The organism is Microseira sp. BLCC-F43, assembly GCF_041929235.1.
GTDB lineage: Bacteria > Cyanobacteriota > Cyanobacteriia > Cyanobacteriales > Aerosakkonemataceae > Microseira.
In genome coordinates, this window is the sequence record NZ_JBHFNP010000103.1 from 1 (window position 1) to 13,872 (window position 13,872).

At 44.6% G+C, this 13,872-nt stretch carries 16 protein-coding genes; 3 read left to right on the forward strand and 13 right to left on the reverse strand.

The window, feature by feature from the left end; all coding sequences use genetic code 11:
- Positions 1 to 183: 183 nt before the first annotated feature.
- From ACE1CM_RS15270 to ACE1CM_RS15310, 9 genes are all read right to left on the reverse strand, one after another.
- Positions 184 to 492 carry a ferredoxin gene (locus tag ACE1CM_RS15270; protein ID WP_226575990.1) on the reverse strand — a complete coding sequence of 103 codons (309 nt, stop codon included), beginning with the start codon at positions 490 to 492 and terminating at the stop codon, positions 184 to 186.
- 288 nt (positions 493 to 780) lie between these two features.
- A complete protein-coding gene (nifK, locus tag ACE1CM_RS15275) occupies positions 781 to 2,157 on the reverse strand; it encodes a nitrogenase molybdenum-iron protein subunit beta (RefSeq protein ID WP_374878367.1) in 1,377 nt (458 codons plus the stop codon).
- 122 nt (positions 2,158 to 2,279) lie between these two features.
- Complete coding sequence (gene nifD, locus ACE1CM_RS15280) at positions 2,280 to 3,893, reverse strand: nitrogenase molybdenum-iron protein alpha chain (RefSeq protein WP_374878368.1); 1,614 nt, start codon at positions 3,891 to 3,893, stop codon at positions 2,280 to 2,282.
- Positions 3,894 to 4,194: 301 nt separating this feature from the next.
- Positions 4,195 to 5,019 (reverse strand): nitrogenase iron protein, encoded by an 825-nt coding sequence (nifH, locus tag ACE1CM_RS15285; RefSeq protein ID WP_374878369.1) that lies wholly within the window; start codon positions 5,017 to 5,019, stop codon positions 4,195 to 4,197.
- A 619-nt stretch (positions 5,020 to 5,638) separates the two neighbouring features.
- Positions 5,639 to 6,472, reverse strand: coding sequence for a class I SAM-dependent methyltransferase (locus ACE1CM_RS15290; RefSeq protein WP_374878370.1), 834 nt, complete (start codon positions 6,470 to 6,472; stop codon positions 5,639 to 5,641).
- Between the two features lie 4 nt (positions 6,473 to 6,476).
- Positions 6,477 to 7,013: a GNAT family N-acetyltransferase gene (locus ACE1CM_RS15295; RefSeq protein WP_374878371.1), complete on the reverse strand. Its 537-nt coding sequence runs from the start codon at positions 7,011 to 7,013 to the stop codon at positions 6,477 to 6,479.
- Between the two features lie 100 nt (positions 7,014 to 7,113).
- Positions 7,114 to 7,386 (reverse strand): hypothetical protein, encoded by a 273-nt coding sequence (locus tag ACE1CM_RS15300; protein WP_374878372.1) that lies wholly within the window; start codon positions 7,384 to 7,386, stop codon positions 7,114 to 7,116.
- A 107-nt stretch (positions 7,387 to 7,493) separates the two neighbouring features.
- Entirely contained in the window at positions 7,494 to 7,721 is a 228-nt protein-coding gene (locus ACE1CM_RS15305) for a hypothetical protein (RefSeq protein ID WP_374878373.1), read from the reverse strand.
- Positions 7,718 to 8,683, reverse strand: coding sequence for a DMT family transporter (locus tag ACE1CM_RS15310; protein ID WP_374878374.1), 966 nt, complete (start codon positions 8,681 to 8,683; stop codon positions 7,718 to 7,720). Before ACE1CM_RS15310 ends, ACE1CM_RS15305 begins: the two co-directional genes overlap by 4 nt.
- 303 nt (positions 8,684 to 8,986) lie before the next feature.
- Between ACE1CM_RS15310 and ACE1CM_RS15315 the strand changes: the two genes are divergently transcribed.
- Positions 8,987 to 9,328, forward strand: coding sequence for a hypothetical protein (locus ACE1CM_RS15315; protein WP_374878375.1), 342 nt, complete (start codon positions 8,987 to 8,989; stop codon positions 9,326 to 9,328).
- 87 nt (positions 9,329 to 9,415) lie between these two features.
- Here the strand turns inward: ACE1CM_RS15315 and ACE1CM_RS15320 are convergent, their stop codons facing one another.
- From ACE1CM_RS15320 to ACE1CM_RS15335, 4 genes are all read right to left on the reverse strand, one after another.
- Positions 9,416 to 9,913: a gluconokinase gene (locus tag ACE1CM_RS15320; protein ID WP_374878376.1), complete on the reverse strand. Its 498-nt coding sequence runs from the start codon at positions 9,911 to 9,913 to the stop codon at positions 9,416 to 9,418.
- Between the two features lie 144 nt (positions 9,914 to 10,057).
- Positions 10,058 to 10,456 carry a phosphomannose isomerase type II C-terminal cupin domain gene (locus ACE1CM_RS15325; RefSeq protein WP_374878381.1) on the reverse strand — a complete coding sequence of 133 codons (399 nt, stop codon included), beginning with the start codon at positions 10,454 to 10,456 and terminating at the stop codon, positions 10,058 to 10,060.
- 29 nt (positions 10,457 to 10,485) lie between these two features.
- Positions 10,486 to 10,740, reverse strand: coding sequence for a SemiSWEET family sugar transporter (locus ACE1CM_RS15330; protein ID WP_374878377.1), 255 nt, complete (start codon positions 10,738 to 10,740; stop codon positions 10,486 to 10,488).
- Between the two features lie 14 nt (positions 10,741 to 10,754).
- Positions 10,755 to 11,048 (reverse strand): hypothetical protein, encoded by a 294-nt coding sequence (locus tag ACE1CM_RS15335; protein ID WP_374878378.1) that lies wholly within the window; start codon positions 11,046 to 11,048, stop codon positions 10,755 to 10,757.
- Between the two features lie 129 nt (positions 11,049 to 11,177).
- Between ACE1CM_RS15335 and ACE1CM_RS15340 the strand changes: the two genes are divergently transcribed.
- Together ACE1CM_RS15340 and ACE1CM_RS15345 are read left to right on the forward strand one after the other, a co-directional pair.
- On the forward strand, positions 11,178 to 11,504 hold the full coding sequence (locus ACE1CM_RS15340; RefSeq protein ID WP_374878379.1) for a hypothetical protein: 327 nt from the start codon (positions 11,178 to 11,180) through the stop codon (positions 11,502 to 11,504).
- 16 nt (positions 11,505 to 11,520) lie between these two features.
- Positions 11,521 to 13,593 carry a dynamin family protein gene (locus ACE1CM_RS15345; RefSeq protein ID WP_374878380.1) on the forward strand — a complete coding sequence of 691 codons (2,073 nt, stop codon included), beginning with the start codon at positions 11,521 to 11,523 and terminating at the stop codon, positions 13,591 to 13,593.
- Positions 13,594 to 13,872 lie beyond the last annotated feature (279 nt).

Below are 13,872 nucleotides of genomic sequence, written 5' to 3' on the forward strand. Positions count from 1 at the left end.
AGGTTCCCCCCTTCGCAAGGGGGCTTTCAGGTTCCCCCCTTCGCAAGGGGGCTTTCAGGTTCCCCCCTTCGCAAGGGGGCTTTCAGGTTCCCCCCTTCGCAAGGGGGCTTTCAGGTTCCCCCCTTCGCAAGGGGGCTTTCAGGTTCCCCCCTTCGCAAGGGGGGCTAGGGGGGATCGCCATGTTCAATTAACAAACAGGTAGTCAAGAGCGGGTTTACCTTCTTCTAGCGCATCGAGGATGGTATCAATTGCATCTTCATCTACTTCGCCGTACCAGTAGTTATCCGGATATACCATCATCACTGGGCCTTTTTCGCAAAGTTTCAAACAACCAGTTGGAGAAACGAGAACATCATCTAGGCCGCGATCGCTTAATTCGGTTTCGAGATATTGAATCAATGAGGTAGAATTTTTGCGGCGGCACGCACCCTTTGCTTCACCCGTGAATCTAAAGCTAGAACAGACAAAAATGTGGTGTTTTGGTTTCTTCATAACTTCCTCCTTTTGCTAATTGGTAATTGGTAATTGGTAATTGGTGATTGGTAATTGGTGATTGATATCATGTCCGGTCGATTACCCATAATCATCAGCCGGGACACGGCACGATTAACGTTATCTGTTTGTCCGAGATATCTATGATGCCGTGTCCCTACGCAACGACTGGGTGAGGTTTTTTTATTATGGGCAATTCAACGGATATGATATGATTTCTGGTATACATTACCAATCCAAAATCCAAAATTGTCCATTACCCATTACCCATTACCCATTAGCCATTACCTATCTAACCAATTCAAACGTTTCGTCAGCAGCATCGCGGTCTAACCGTTCGAGAATGGTGTTCAAAATGTTACACAGCAAGTAGATACCGCCTTGATAGCCAACTGTTGGGAAATAGCTGTGACCAACGCGATCCAAAATCGGGAAACCAAAGCGCACAATTGGAATATCTTCAGCGCGAGCAATATACTTGCCATATTCGTTCCCAATTAGCAGATCTACTGGTTCGTTCTTAATCAATTGATGCAGGTAGAACAGGTCAGTATCGGCTTTTACAACTGCATTTGGTACGGTATCTTTGAGGATTTCTTTGACTCGTTCCTCGAAGCGTTTGCCTGCGGGGCTACCTGTAATAACGTACACTGGATGCATTCCGCAACTGACCAAAAATTCTGTTAGCGCAACCATTTGATCCGGATCGCCATACACTGCTACGCGCTTGCGATAGGTGTATTGCAACATATCGGTCATGATGTCTACCAGGCGTCCCCGTTCATCTTCGAGTTCTTCTGGGGGAGTTGCACCCGTGAGTTCGATGATATTTTGTACAAAGCGATCGCTTGCTGCTAAACCGATGGGAAGTTCGAGTAAGCGATAGGGAACTCCGCATTTCTCTTGGAGAGCGATCGCAGCTTGTTCGCTAGCGAAAGTGCCTAATGCGATCGTCGCTTGACTATCTCCAGTACTGCGTAATTGTTCGATGGTAGTTCCACCTTTGGGATACATTTGATATCTACCTGTTTGTGGCGTATCTACCACATCAGAAGTATCCGGGAACACCACAAAATTCACGCCCATTTGTTTCAGCAATTGTTTCACTTGTCGCGTATCCGACGGTTCTACATAACCGGGAATCACGTTAATTTGCTGAAGCGAATTCTCTGTTTTAGTCGAGAGATATTTCACCATCCCAGCAGTCATGTTAGACCATCCCGTAATGTGGGAACCGACGTAACTGGGTGTATTGCAGTGAATCACTAACTTGCCTTCCGGCACGACTCCTTCTTCATACGCTTGGGAGATGTAAGTAGGAATATCATCCCCAATCGTTTCTGACAAACAAGTCGTACTAATTGCCACAATATCCGGGTCGTAAGTAGTAAAAATTGTTTGCAACGATTGCACAATATTTGTACCACCTCCGAACACCGCCGCGCCTTCAGTAAAAGAACTGGTAGAGGCAATGATTGGTTCGCGGTAATGGCGAGTTAAGTGGGAACGGTGGAAAGAACAGCAACCTTGAGAACCGTGGGAGTGAGGCAAACAATTGTGAATACCTAAAGCGGCGTACATTGCCCCAATTGGTTGACAAGTTTTAGCAGGGTTAATCCGGAGAGCTTCGCGTTCAAAGATTTCTTTAGGTGTGGCGTCTAACATGATCTTAATTCCTCATTTTTCTTCAGACTGTAGCGAGGGGGTAATTTCAAATTGAAGATTGCAGATTGCAAATTGAAGTTAAACTTGAAATCTCAAATCTAAAATCTGCAATCTTCAATTTCCTACTTCTTCCAAGGAGGCGCAATCTGCTTCCAAGCAGGGGTGTTAATCCGCATATCGATATCTTTGGCAAAGTTAACTGCACCTCGGTAACCAGCAAATGGCCCGCCGTAGTCGTAATTGTGCAGTTGTTTGCAAGGAACGCCCCATTTTTCAACGATGTATTTGTCCTTGATTCCAGAACCGATGATGTCTGGTTTGAAGCGATTGATTAAAACTTCCAGTTCGTGGTGCGACACATCATCAATTACCAAAGTTCCTTCGCCCATTTCTGGAATCATGCCGTCATATTTGCCGATTAATCCTTGTTCCCGCATCCAGTCGAGGACTTCTTGGGGTTTGGGAGGATTGTATTTTTCTTCGTCGCGTTCCACGTGCAATTCTTCAATGTTGCGCGAGTCCGCATCTATCTTCAAAGAGGGGATAACTTGCCGACCTTCGTAATCATCCCGGTGGGCAAACTCATAGCCAGCGGCGATGGTTTTAATCCCCAAATCGGCGAATACATCTTGATAGTGGTGAGCGCGAGAGCCACCCACGAATAGAATTGCAGTTTTTCCGGTTAAACGCTCTCGAATCGGCGCAATTTCTGCCTCCGCCTCTGCCACTTCTTCTTCGATAACCGCTTCGATTCTAGCTGTCAATTCTGGGTCATCAAAGTATTGGGCAATCTTGCGTAAGGACTTAGTAAATGCCTGTACCCCAATAAAGTTAACCTTCATCCAAGGTACGCCAAACTTCGTTTCCATCATTTGTGCCATGTAATTGATGGAACGGTGGCACATTACTAAGTTTAATTTGGCTTCGTGAGCTTTGGTGGCTGCATCGTAAGTGCCGTCGCCGCTGAATGACGCGAGAACTTTAATGCCGCACTTATTCAACACCCGTTCAATTTCCCAAGCATCGCCGCCGATGTTGTATTCGCCCATCATGTTGACGGTGAAGCCTGCTTTTTCTTCTGCTTTCGCTTCGCCTTCGCCAACCCAATGTTTGAAAAATCCGTTATTAGCAATGTGGTGTCCGGCTGATTGGGAAACGCCTTTATAACCTTCGCAGTTAAATGCAACAACTGAGATGCCCAATTCTTCCGTCATTTCTTTCGCAACGGCTTGGATATCATCCCCAATTAATCCCACCGGACAAGTTGCACAGATGGTAATCGCATTAGGTTTGAAAATTTGATAGCCTTCTAACACCGCTTGACGCAATTTCTTCACGCCACCAAACACGATGTCCGAGTCTTGCATGTCGGTGGTGACGCAATAACTCAAAAAATTCTTGCCATCTTCGCGGGTTTTATATTGATTCCGCCGCGTCATCCAAGTGTAGTAAGAACAGCCAACTGGGCCGTGAACAATGTGCAATACATCGCCAAATGGGCCGACAACCACGCCTTTGCAACCTGCGAATGCACAGTGGCGTTGGGTAATAATTCCGGGAACAGTCCGCACGTTGGCTTGAATTGGTTGATTTTCTTGGGATGAGTCGCGGACGATGATTTGTTTGCCCCGTTTTTTCGCAACTTTGGGGGGATACGCCGTTACCATTTCTTCAATAGCAGTTTTTTGATCGGTAATCGGCGCTTGTGCCAATTTAATGTCATCTGACATGACCATGATGTTTCTCCTTGTGCAGAATTCTGAATTCAGAAGTCAGCAACTTCACAGATCAAATCATTCTGACTTCTGTCATGAATGCGCTGATTTTAGATTTTAGATTTGGGATTTTAGATGGAGAGAATACAATTTGAATCGCATCTTTTCGGGTTCGGTAACTTGGACTGAAATCGACAAATATCCTCAGTAGGGGCACGGCATGAGAATATTTTCGGGTTAGTTACAATACTGAATGACGCCGTGCCCCTACTGAATCCACAATCGGCAATCCAAAATCCAAAATCCTTGCATCCAAAATCTTTTAGTCGAACAAACCGAATTTAACCAGCAGTTTTTCCAGGTCGTCATTCTTTAATGGAGTGGGAATGACTTGATTGGTGTTTCCGTCAATTGCTGTCGCCAGGTTGCGATAGTGTTGCGCTTGTTCGCTATCTGGTGCATAGTCAATCACCGTCTTGCGGTTTAATTCTGCCCGTTGAACCATATTGTCGCGGGGTAAGAAGTAGATCATTTGCGTGCCGAGGGCGTCAGCAAGCGCCATAATTAGGTCTGCTTCTCGGTCTACTTTGCGGGAGTTGCAAATTAAGCCGCCTAAGCGCACGCCACCTTGTGCAGCGTATTTCTTAATGCCTCGGCAGATGTTATTTGCAGCGTACATTGCCATCATTTCGCCAGAAGTGACGATGTAGATTTCTTGGGCTTTGCCTTCCCGAATTGGCATGGCGAAACCACCACAAACTACGTCTCCCAATACATCGTAGAAGGCATAATCTAGTCCAACTTCTTGGTCGTATGCGCCGAGTTGTTCTAGCAAACCAATTGAGGTAATAATGCCTCTACCTGCACAACCTACGCCCGGTTCTGGACCGCCAGATTCTACGCACAGGGTGTTGCCCCAACCTGTCTTGCGGATATCTTCTAAGTCAACGTCTTCGCCTTCTTCCCGCAAGGTGTCGAGTACGCTTTTTTGGTGTAAGCCACCGAGTAACAGTCTTGTAGAGTCTGCTTTGGGGTCGCATCCTACGATCATCACTTTACGACCCATTTCAACTAATCCAGCTACGGTGTTTTGTGTAGTTGTGGATTTACCAATCCCGCCTTTCCCGTAAACAGCTATCTTTCTCATATCTAGACCTCCTAGTTGTTGGTCTGTTTGTTGCGTTCGAGAAATATTTGCTCTGCTGAGTTCACACTTTCTGAAGGATTGTTTAACCTTTGTAGTTCGGATTGCTTTGGGTTAAACCTTCGACTTCTTTTGATTCCTTGGGCTACAACCTTTTCGGAACTCAATTAAGTTGTAGCGTTTCTTTATCCACTTGCATAGTAAGAAATACTCAAGCCGCCTAACTGTATATCTGGCTACTAAATTTCAAGAAATTGGAAATTTATCTCCAGATAATTATGGATTTATGATAATTTGAATGCGATCTAAGTCTTATAAAGTTATTCGGTGGTTTTGTAGCAATCCGCAATATTTGTAACATTTTGAAATAAAGAAGCGTTATATTTGGTTCTGTTGAATTAGTCAAGTGCTTGAGTTTACTAAATCAGAGGTTAATCATAATTTGAATGCTCTCAAACTATTGTGAAGTTTTTGAGCAATTTTGTAACAATTGTACATATATGCAATATATCTGTAGGGTGATGGTGTATGCGATCGCAAAATTCCTCTCTCCCGTCCAATCCCTAATTAAATGAACCGCAGAGGCGCAGAGGACGCAGAGAGAAGAAGAAAAGAGAGGTTGTTAAGAGGCGTTTTTGTGACCGAAGGTAAAATAGATGGTAATATCGTTCCAAATGCCTTGTTCGGTTACTAATGTTTCTAGTTCGGCATCAAATTCTGCTTTTGCTTGCTCTAGTTGTGCGGGTGAGAGTTGGGAAAGGGGATTGGTTAATAGTCCAGGTGTGGGACTGTTGGGGTTTGCTATCCACATCTGTTTTGCCTGTTCCAAACTTATATAGTTGCCATATTGTTCGGTTTTGACCTCAATGTCTTCAAAGCCTGCTTGTTGCAGTAAGTTATGGCATTTTTCTGCTGTGCCTGTGATGTCGTTGTATATTAATGAAACACCATATTTTTTGAATACCTGTTTCTGGATAACGCCGCCAATAAACGCGGTGTCTGCAAATCCATGAAAGCCAATTAGTCCTCCTGGTTTGAGGAATTGATGCCAAGTTCGTAATCTGGCGGGGATGTCCATCAGCCAGATTAATGCTGAGGAACAGAGGATGCGATCGCAACTATTTTCCGCCAGTTCCAATGCTTCGGCATCGGCTAGCATTATCTCTATATTGTTTAATTTTAATGCGTCTATTTTTCGTTGTAGTTGTTCCAGCATTCCTGTGGAAATATCTACCGCAATTACTCTTCCTTTATCTCCTACTATTTGGGCTGCTTCTATTGCCACCATTCCAGTTCCCGTTGCAATGTCTAACACTTGCTGTCCGGCGCTAATTTCTGCGTATTCGACTAGACGATGGGCAATTTGAGTATGCCACTCGCTTCGATCGTAGGTGTCGCTTCTGCGGCTGTATAAATCGGCAATTTGTTGTTTATATTGGTCTAGTTTAATAGTCATTATTTTAAACCTCATTAAAATAATCAGGATATCTCACGATTCCGCTGATACCTGTTAATGCGCCAGGTTTGAGTTCTAATACCATAAATGCTTCGTCGGGAACTGTAAATGGTGCTTGAATGCCGAATTTACTTGCTGTCTCGAAACCGAAGCGTGGATAGTAGTGTGGATGACCGAGAAGGATGATAATGTTACGATCTAATTCGCGGCACTTTGTTATACCTGCTTGTACGAGTTGCGCGCCGATGCTTTGACGCTGATGGGTGGGTTTGACGCAAAGAGGGGCTAGGGCGATCGCTTCCACATTCCCCTTTTGTGTTTCAATGGCAATGGGGCTGAATAAAATATGACCCAGCACCTTTCCATCTTCTTTCGCAACTAAGGAAAGTTCGGGGATAAAATTAGGCGAATTGCGGATAATTTCTACTAATGCAGCTTCGTTTGGGCGACCAAATGCTGCGGTAACTACCTCGCGAATCGCTGCAATATCTTCTTCTGTTTCACTGGCGACAGATATCATACTCGCTCCCGATTGTGGCATTTTGCGCTCGCCAAGCGTGTGCGGTAGGGGCACGGCAGCATAGATATTCTTCTGCTTGTGCCGAATATTTAATCGTGCCGTGCCCCTACAAATCTAAAAATTAACTTCCCGATTTTCTCGGCGGTAATTTAATCGGTCGTAGTTTGCGGTAACGGGTAAGAATGCTTACCATCTTACCAGGTTTTTTCGTTGGTTGCGGTGGACTCCATTCGTCTACTTGAGCAAACTCTTTTGCGTACAAGCTGTGTATTGTTTCTATCACCCCATCGCGAGAACTGATAATCAATATCTGCACGGTTTCCCGATCGTCTTCTCCTGCGTCAGAATTTGGACGTGCAGATCCAGTCGAGTCTGGCAAAAACTCTTGGGCCATGATATTTTCTCCTGATTTTTCTGTTTTTTTCGGAAAAACCAAAAATCTAGCCACCCCGCAGGCAGCTCAAAGCAGGGTGGCTAGAGAGAAAATGTTACAATTCTCAATTAGCCTCCCGGACTGCTCCTGACAGTTTGGGGGGTCAAGCTATCCATTGCTGCGCTAACAGCTTTGGGTAGCGATACTAGGTTTTTGGGCGAACCAGGTTGCCGTCTGTTTAAGGAAAACAACCTTAAAAACAGAGCATAGCGCCATTGGTTCCATTCGTCAAGAGGTTCGGTCGGGAGCGATCGCTGTAGTTGTTTGCGATCGCAAAAGGGGATTATATCTATCAAACTCTAAACAATAACCACACCCCAGCCAAAGCAATTAAAACTCCCAAAAATGCTCTTAAGCTGACTTTATCGCCCATCCAAATCGCAAAAGGGAGAACAAATAAAGGGCTAGTCGCGCCCAAGGTTTGAGCAATTCCAGCGGCAGTAAATTTGAGTGAAATCTGCTGAAGAAAGATTCCCAAGTAGGTACTGAAAAATGAAGTGATGGCGATAATCCCTAACAACTTGGGCGATATATTGACGGACGATCCCCCCCAGCCCCCAATGCCTTGGGGGGTGAATTTAGTGGATAAATTATTAATTTCTCCTCTGCCCGTCTGCTCCTCTGCTCCTCTGGCTTTTACTAACAGCCACAGTAATAATACCAATACGCCAGCACTCAGCCGCAAAAGCGTACTCCACATGGGGATAATATTAGATTGAGTTAGTGCCGCGCGAGATAAAATTGCACCTGTTGCATCTCCGAATGTCGCTACAATTGCCCAGCTAATTCCTGGTAGGAAGTGGTTAGTTGTATCTGTTGTCGCCGAAACTCGTTCGCTAATTACCCATGCGATTCCCAATAGGGTTAATAAAATACCGCACCAGTCGGTTGGCGTTAATGTTTCTTGTAAGAAAATTAGCGCCAGCAATGCTACTAAGGGAGAAGTCAAGGTTTTTAATAATAGCGTCCGTCGCGCTCCTAGTAGATTGATCGCCCAAAAAAAAGCCGTGTCGCCGATGCCGATTCCGAATATACCGCTCGTGAGGAGGAAACTAATCGCTACCCAATTCAAGTCTGGTAGCCATTCACCCTGGATGGCGAGGGTGACGATGAGGAATGCGATCGCTACCACCCCTTTAAGTAAGTTTAACTCCAACGGCGGTATCTTCTGCCCCAGGCGCGAATATACCGTTGAAGCTGCCGCCCATAAAAACGCGGCTAAAAGCGCCGCCAGTTCGCCAGTGTATAGTTCTAACATCTGTCATCAGTAATATTGCCGCGTCAGGATAACTCGCTCTGGAGTAACTAATTTGTAAATTTAGTTACTATACCATCTTCTAGAACTTAGTATTAATATTAGTAATTATGCAACTAATTCACTCGCAACGGACGTTTTGTCCGGAGTTTTACATTGGCACTAAAAGAAGGTGAGTGCTAAAACTAACCCGATTTTAATTTAGCACTAAAACCGCCAGAGTGCTAATTTAAAACCCCAATCTAGTTTAGCACTAAAACGCAAAGAGTGCTAAGCCAAAATCCAAAATGATTTTAGGAGTTGAGTATGAGCTACACTTTTGAGATCCTGGGCGTTTCTCCGATTCTGTACTTTTTTAACCAGCAACAAGAGCGGCAACAAAAACAACCGACGGGGGTGGAATATGTGGCTAGTTATAAATGTAGCCTGGACGCCTTAATTCAATCGGTGGAAAATATTTCGCCGAATCAAAGTTGGGATTTAGATAAAGTTGTCGATAGCGTGATTAATTTTTGGATGCACAATTCGGAGAGTATTGAATATTGGAAATCTCGGCTCCAAGATGCCGGACGCGAAAATCTATTAGTTGGGAGAGTGGCTGACGTAAATTCATTACGGACTGAATTTGAATTGCTTTTTGATGGGTAATTGCTAATGGGTAATTGCTAATTGCTAATTGCTAATTGCGGAATTACGCTGGTGAACCAAAAAGTTTGTTTGATTAGCCATTAGCCATTAGCCATTAGCCATTAGCAGCCGATAGATTTGCTGAACGATCGCATCCATCGGTTGGGAGATATCTACACAAATTGCGTCTTCTGGTTCTTCCAGGGTGTCGAATTGGCTTTGCAATAAATTTTGGCTCATATAGTGATTTTGGCGCTGTTTGAGCCGTTGTTGGATGAGTTGGAAACTGCCTTTAAGGTAGACTAGGCGGATGCGCGAGCGATCGCAATTGTGCAACATAATCTCGCGATAGCTTGATTTTAGGGCAGAACAGGCCAGTACTGCATTGCGATCTTGTTGTAATAAGCTGGCGATCGCTTCTTGCAATGTTAATAACCAAGGCATTCGATCCGCATCGGTGAGGGGAATACCTTGGCGCATCTTTTCAATATTAGCTGATGGATGGAACGAGTCCGCATCGTAAAATTCCCAATTTAATTCTGATGCCAGCATCTTGCCAATGGTAGATTTTCCCGACCCAGAAACACCCATAACGATAACAATCATATCGATGGTTAATTACTAAACTAGATCAATAGTTTGTTGGCAAAAACTTGGGGGAGAGAAACCGGGTTTCTTTGGAGAAACCCGGTTGCTTGGCGTCAGTCCTGAGTTTGTTGGCAAAAACTTGGGGGAGAGAAACCGGGTTTCTTAATGGCTTTTATTTTCCGGATCTTCTCCGAAGCGGATGATATCATCTTCTCCCAGATATTCGCCATTTTGGACTTCAATCATCACGAGGGGAATCACCCCTGGATTTTCCACCCGGTGCGGCGTACACATCGGCACATAGGTGGATTGTTTTTGCATAACGACAGTTTCTTTACCATCGCAAATCACCTTAGCAGTACCGGAAACAACGATCCAGTGTTCGCTGCGGTGATAGTGCATTTGGCTACTCATATGTTGACCGGGTTTAATTTCAATCCGATTAATGCGGTAGCGTTCAGATTCTTCTAAAACTGTAACGGTACCCCAAGGTCGTATCCGCGTCTTTGCAGCTTCCGCAGGTAAGGAAAGGGTAGAAACTTTATCGTTTTCGTTATGTATGTTGTCAGTCACGATCTGTCTCCTCTAATTTATCGATACTTGAATTTGAGCAGGATAATCAACGAGTTCAACACCAACGTCACGAAGTTAGGAAGAATAATCGGCAATTCATTTTTACCGATGCCATAAACTAACCACAGAAATACACCCAAACTAAAAGTAACCAGCATTCCAAACGAGAAATCTTTGGCAGATTTAGATTGCCAGGTTTTAATCACCTGCGGCAAAAAAGAGATAGTCGTTAAGGTTCCGGCGATTAATCCCAAAATAGTCAGGAAATCCATCGTTATTTCTATTATTACGGCTGGTGGCAAACTGCTTCAAAGCGATAACCCTCTGGAGCGAGTACTAACGCCGCCTGTTTAGTGTCTAAGTTTACCGCCATATAGCGCATAAAACCAAGAAGCTGTCGTGAAACGCCAGACTGCGGGCAAAACCGGACAAGCTGATGGAAATAGGACTGACGCTCATATTCCGGGTTTCTATGAAAAATCGTCGCTTTGAAACGAGAGATATACGCTCCAAACCCGGTTTCTAGGTTCGGGGAAAGATGGTCGAGCATCTCGCTGTAGTGAGTGGGTGTTTTCTTCATTGTTGTACGCATTGGCTGTCCCTGCCAAGTGCTGGCGCTACAAAATTTCGCTGTGTGTTGCACTAGCCATTGCCAATGTGCTGAAGTTAAATTGGTAACGCATAGATGACCAAGACGGGGTAAATAAAAATGAATTCTCCTAATGGTAAAGAAAGCGAACTGCGGCGACGCGAACGAGAGCTTGAGGAACGAGAACGGGCAATTCGACTGCGGGAATTAGAGGCGGAAATCAACCGGAGCGATCCACCGCTGTATCAAACAAGTCGGCAGACTCCCGAGAAATCGCGGAAACTTTCGCTGAAGAAACTCGCAAATGTCGGTAAATTTTTCGGTCTTGTTGTTGTGACGATTATCAGCCTTAAAATAGCCTCATGGCTGACGGGAGTCGTAATTGTGGCAGGAATTGCTTGGTTTGCTTACCTAATTTTCTTTAATTCAGGAAACCGCAACTCTTAAATAGGATATTACCGCCATGAGTTCTACAGTTACCGCTGGAAGTTTGCTGGGAGACTTGGAAAAAGTTGCCAAAGTCCGCCGCGAAATTGTCGGTTGTCTTGACCGAATAATCGACACTTTAAAACAAGGGGAATCCGCAGGCGAATCCTCTTCTGGAGGATTGGGTTTGGAGCGAAATATAGAAGATTTAACCTTAGCCAGTCAAAACTTACGCCGGGGTGTATTTCGCCTGCTAGTTTTGGGAGATATGAAACGGGGCAAAAGTACTTTGCTCAATGCCTTATTAGGCGAAAATTTGTTGCCCAGCGACGTAAACCCTTGCACCGCAGTGCTAACGGTTTTACGCTACGGTTCGGAAAAGAAAGTCACCGTTTACTTTAAAGACGGTAAAAGTCCTCACAGAATGGATTTTAAAACCTTCAAGCAGGAATATACCATCGACCCAGAGGAGGCAAAAAGACTAGAAGAACAGAAAAAGATTGCCTTTCCCGATGTTGAATATGCAGTAGTAGAGTATCCTTTACCGCTGCTGGAAAAGGGAATTGAAATTGTAGACAGTCCGGGACTAAACGATACGGAAGCGCGCAACGAAATTTCGCTAAATTACATCAATAATTGCCATGCAATTTTGTTTGTGTTGAGAGCTGACCAGCCTTGTACGTTAGCCGAACGCCGCTATTTAGAAAATTACATCAAAGGGCGAGGGCTGACGGTTTTCTTTTTAATTAATGCTTGGGATGAAGTTCGGAAATCGGTCATAGATCCCGATGATGCAGAAGAATTAGAAGCGGCAGAATCCAAACTGCGTCAAGTTTTTGAGAGCAATTTAGCGGAATATTGTCAAGTCGATGGTCACGATATTTACGAGGAAAGGGTGTTTGAATTATCCTCGATTAATGCGTTGCGGCGGCGGTTGAAAAATCCAGAGGATACGTTGGAAGGAACGGGTTTTCCAGGGTTTATAGAGGCTCTGAGTACATTTTTAACCCAAGAACGGGCGATCGCAGAACTCAGACAAGCCAGAACCCTCGCCCGCCAAACCTACAACCATGTCCGCGAAGCAGTTGACCGGCGCATACCATTATTAGAGCAAGATGTCAATGAATTGAAACGACGAATTGAATCAGTTGAGCCGGAATTCAAAAAACTGACGCAAATTCGCGACGAATTCAAGGGAGAAATTCTGGCAGTTCGGGATAGTAAGGCGCGTGCGATCGCCGACTCTTTCCGCAACTATATTTTAAACTTAGGCAACACCTTTGAAACCGATTTCTTGCGCTATCAACCCGATATCGGATTTCTCGAATTCTTAAGTGCCGGAAGGCGAGAAGAATTCAACGCCGCGTTTCAACAAGCATTCCAACAGTATCTCAACGATAAGATTTCTGCTTGGGAACTCACCGCCACCGGAGAAATGCGAGAAGCTTTCTCAGAACTAACTAGAAAAGCGGCTAACTTTGGCGCAGCTTACAATCAAGTAGCCGGGGCGATTAATGAAAAGCTAATCGGGCAAAAGATCTACACTACCAATCTCGAATCTGATGACAATTCGCCATCTTGGGCAAGTTGGGCGATGGGCTTTATTTCCCTAGCTTCAGCCAACCCAGCAGGTTTATTGCTAGCCAGTGTAGGTTTTGACTGGAAAAATATCCTAGTCAACTGGATCGCCGTGATTGGAATTTGGAGCTTTTTATCAATTTTTTCCGTTTCCTTTATTGCGGGGCCATTAGGTTTTGTTCTACTCGGTTTGGGAGTTGGTGCATTGCAAGTCGAGCAAGGCAGAAAAGAATTAGTTAAAGCCACCAAAAAAGAGTTTGTCAAACACTTACCGCAATTAGCCCAAGAACAATGGCAATCAATTCATCAAGCAGTTAAAGATTGTTTTGATAGCTACGAACGGGAAGTCAGCAAGCGGATTGATGATGATATTAATTCGCGCAAAGCTGAGTTAGATAACCTGCTCAAACAGAAAGAATCCCGCGAAATTAATCGGGAAACCGAAGTCAAGCGGCTGAAGAATTTGGAAGCAGATGTATCATCTCAATCCCGGAATGTTGAGTCCGTCTATGAGCAATTATTGGCGGTTTAAGCATGAAGGTAGTTCGCACCCTTAAGCGTGCGCCTACACAAACCAAGTCCGCAAAACAAGGAATTAGGAAAAAACAAAGGTTTTAACGCCTGCGTTGTAGTTCGCACACTTAAGCGTGCGCATACACAAACTAAGTCCGCAAAACACGGTCTTAGGAAAAAACAAAGGATTTATATCCAGGTTTGTAGTTCGCACCCTTAAGCGTGCGCCTACACAAACGAAGTCCGCAAAACAAGGACTTAGGAATAAACAAAGGTTTTAAAGCCTCGGTTGTAGTTC

Coding starts and splice junctions, on each gene's coding strand:
- ACE1CM_RS15270 (WP_226575990.1), bottom strand. CDS start 492: ATGAAGAAACCAAAACACCACATTTTTGTCTGTTCTAGCTTTAGATTC.
- nifK (WP_374878367.1), bottom strand. CDS start 2,157: ATGTTAGACGCCACACCTAAAGAAATCTTTGAACGCGAAGCTCTCCGG.
- nifD (WP_374878368.1), bottom strand. CDS start 3,893: ATGGTCATGTCAGATGACATTAAATTGGCACAAGCGCCGATTACCGAT.
- nifH (WP_374878369.1), bottom strand. CDS start 5,019: ATGAGAAAGATAGCTGTTTACGGGAAAGGCGGGATTGGTAAATCCACA.
- ACE1CM_RS15290 (WP_374878370.1), bottom strand. CDS start 6,472: ATGACTATTAAACTAGACCAATATAAACAACAAATTGCCGATTTATAC.
- ACE1CM_RS15295 (WP_374878371.1), bottom strand. CDS start 7,013: ATGCCACAATCGGGAGCGAGTATGATATCTGTCGCCAGTGAAACAGAA.
- ACE1CM_RS15300 (WP_374878372.1), bottom strand. CDS start 7,386: ATGGCCCAAGAGTTTTTGCCAGACTCGACTGGATCTGCACGTCCAAAT.
- ACE1CM_RS15310 (WP_374878374.1), bottom strand. CDS start 8,683: ATGTTAGAACTATACACTGGCGAACTGGCGGCGCTTTTAGCCGCGTTT.
- ACE1CM_RS15315 (WP_374878375.1), top strand. CDS start 8,987: ATGAGCTACACTTTTGAGATCCTGGGCGTTTCTCCGATTCTGTACTTT.
- ACE1CM_RS15320 (WP_374878376.1), bottom strand. CDS start 9,913: ATGATTGTTATCGTTATGGGTGTTTCTGGGTCGGGAAAATCTACCATT.
- ACE1CM_RS15330 (WP_374878377.1), bottom strand. CDS start 10,740: ATGGATTTCCTGACTATTTTGGGATTAATCGCCGGAACCTTAACGACT.
- ACE1CM_RS15335 (WP_374878378.1), bottom strand. CDS start 11,048: ATGAAGAAAACACCCACTCACTACAGCGAGATGCTCGACCATCTTTCC.
- ACE1CM_RS15340 (WP_374878379.1), top strand. CDS start 11,178: ATGAATTCTCCTAATGGTAAAGAAAGCGAACTGCGGCGACGCGAACGA.
- ACE1CM_RS15345 (WP_374878380.1), top strand. CDS start 11,521: ATGAGTTCTACAGTTACCGCTGGAAGTTTGCTGGGAGACTTGGAAAAA.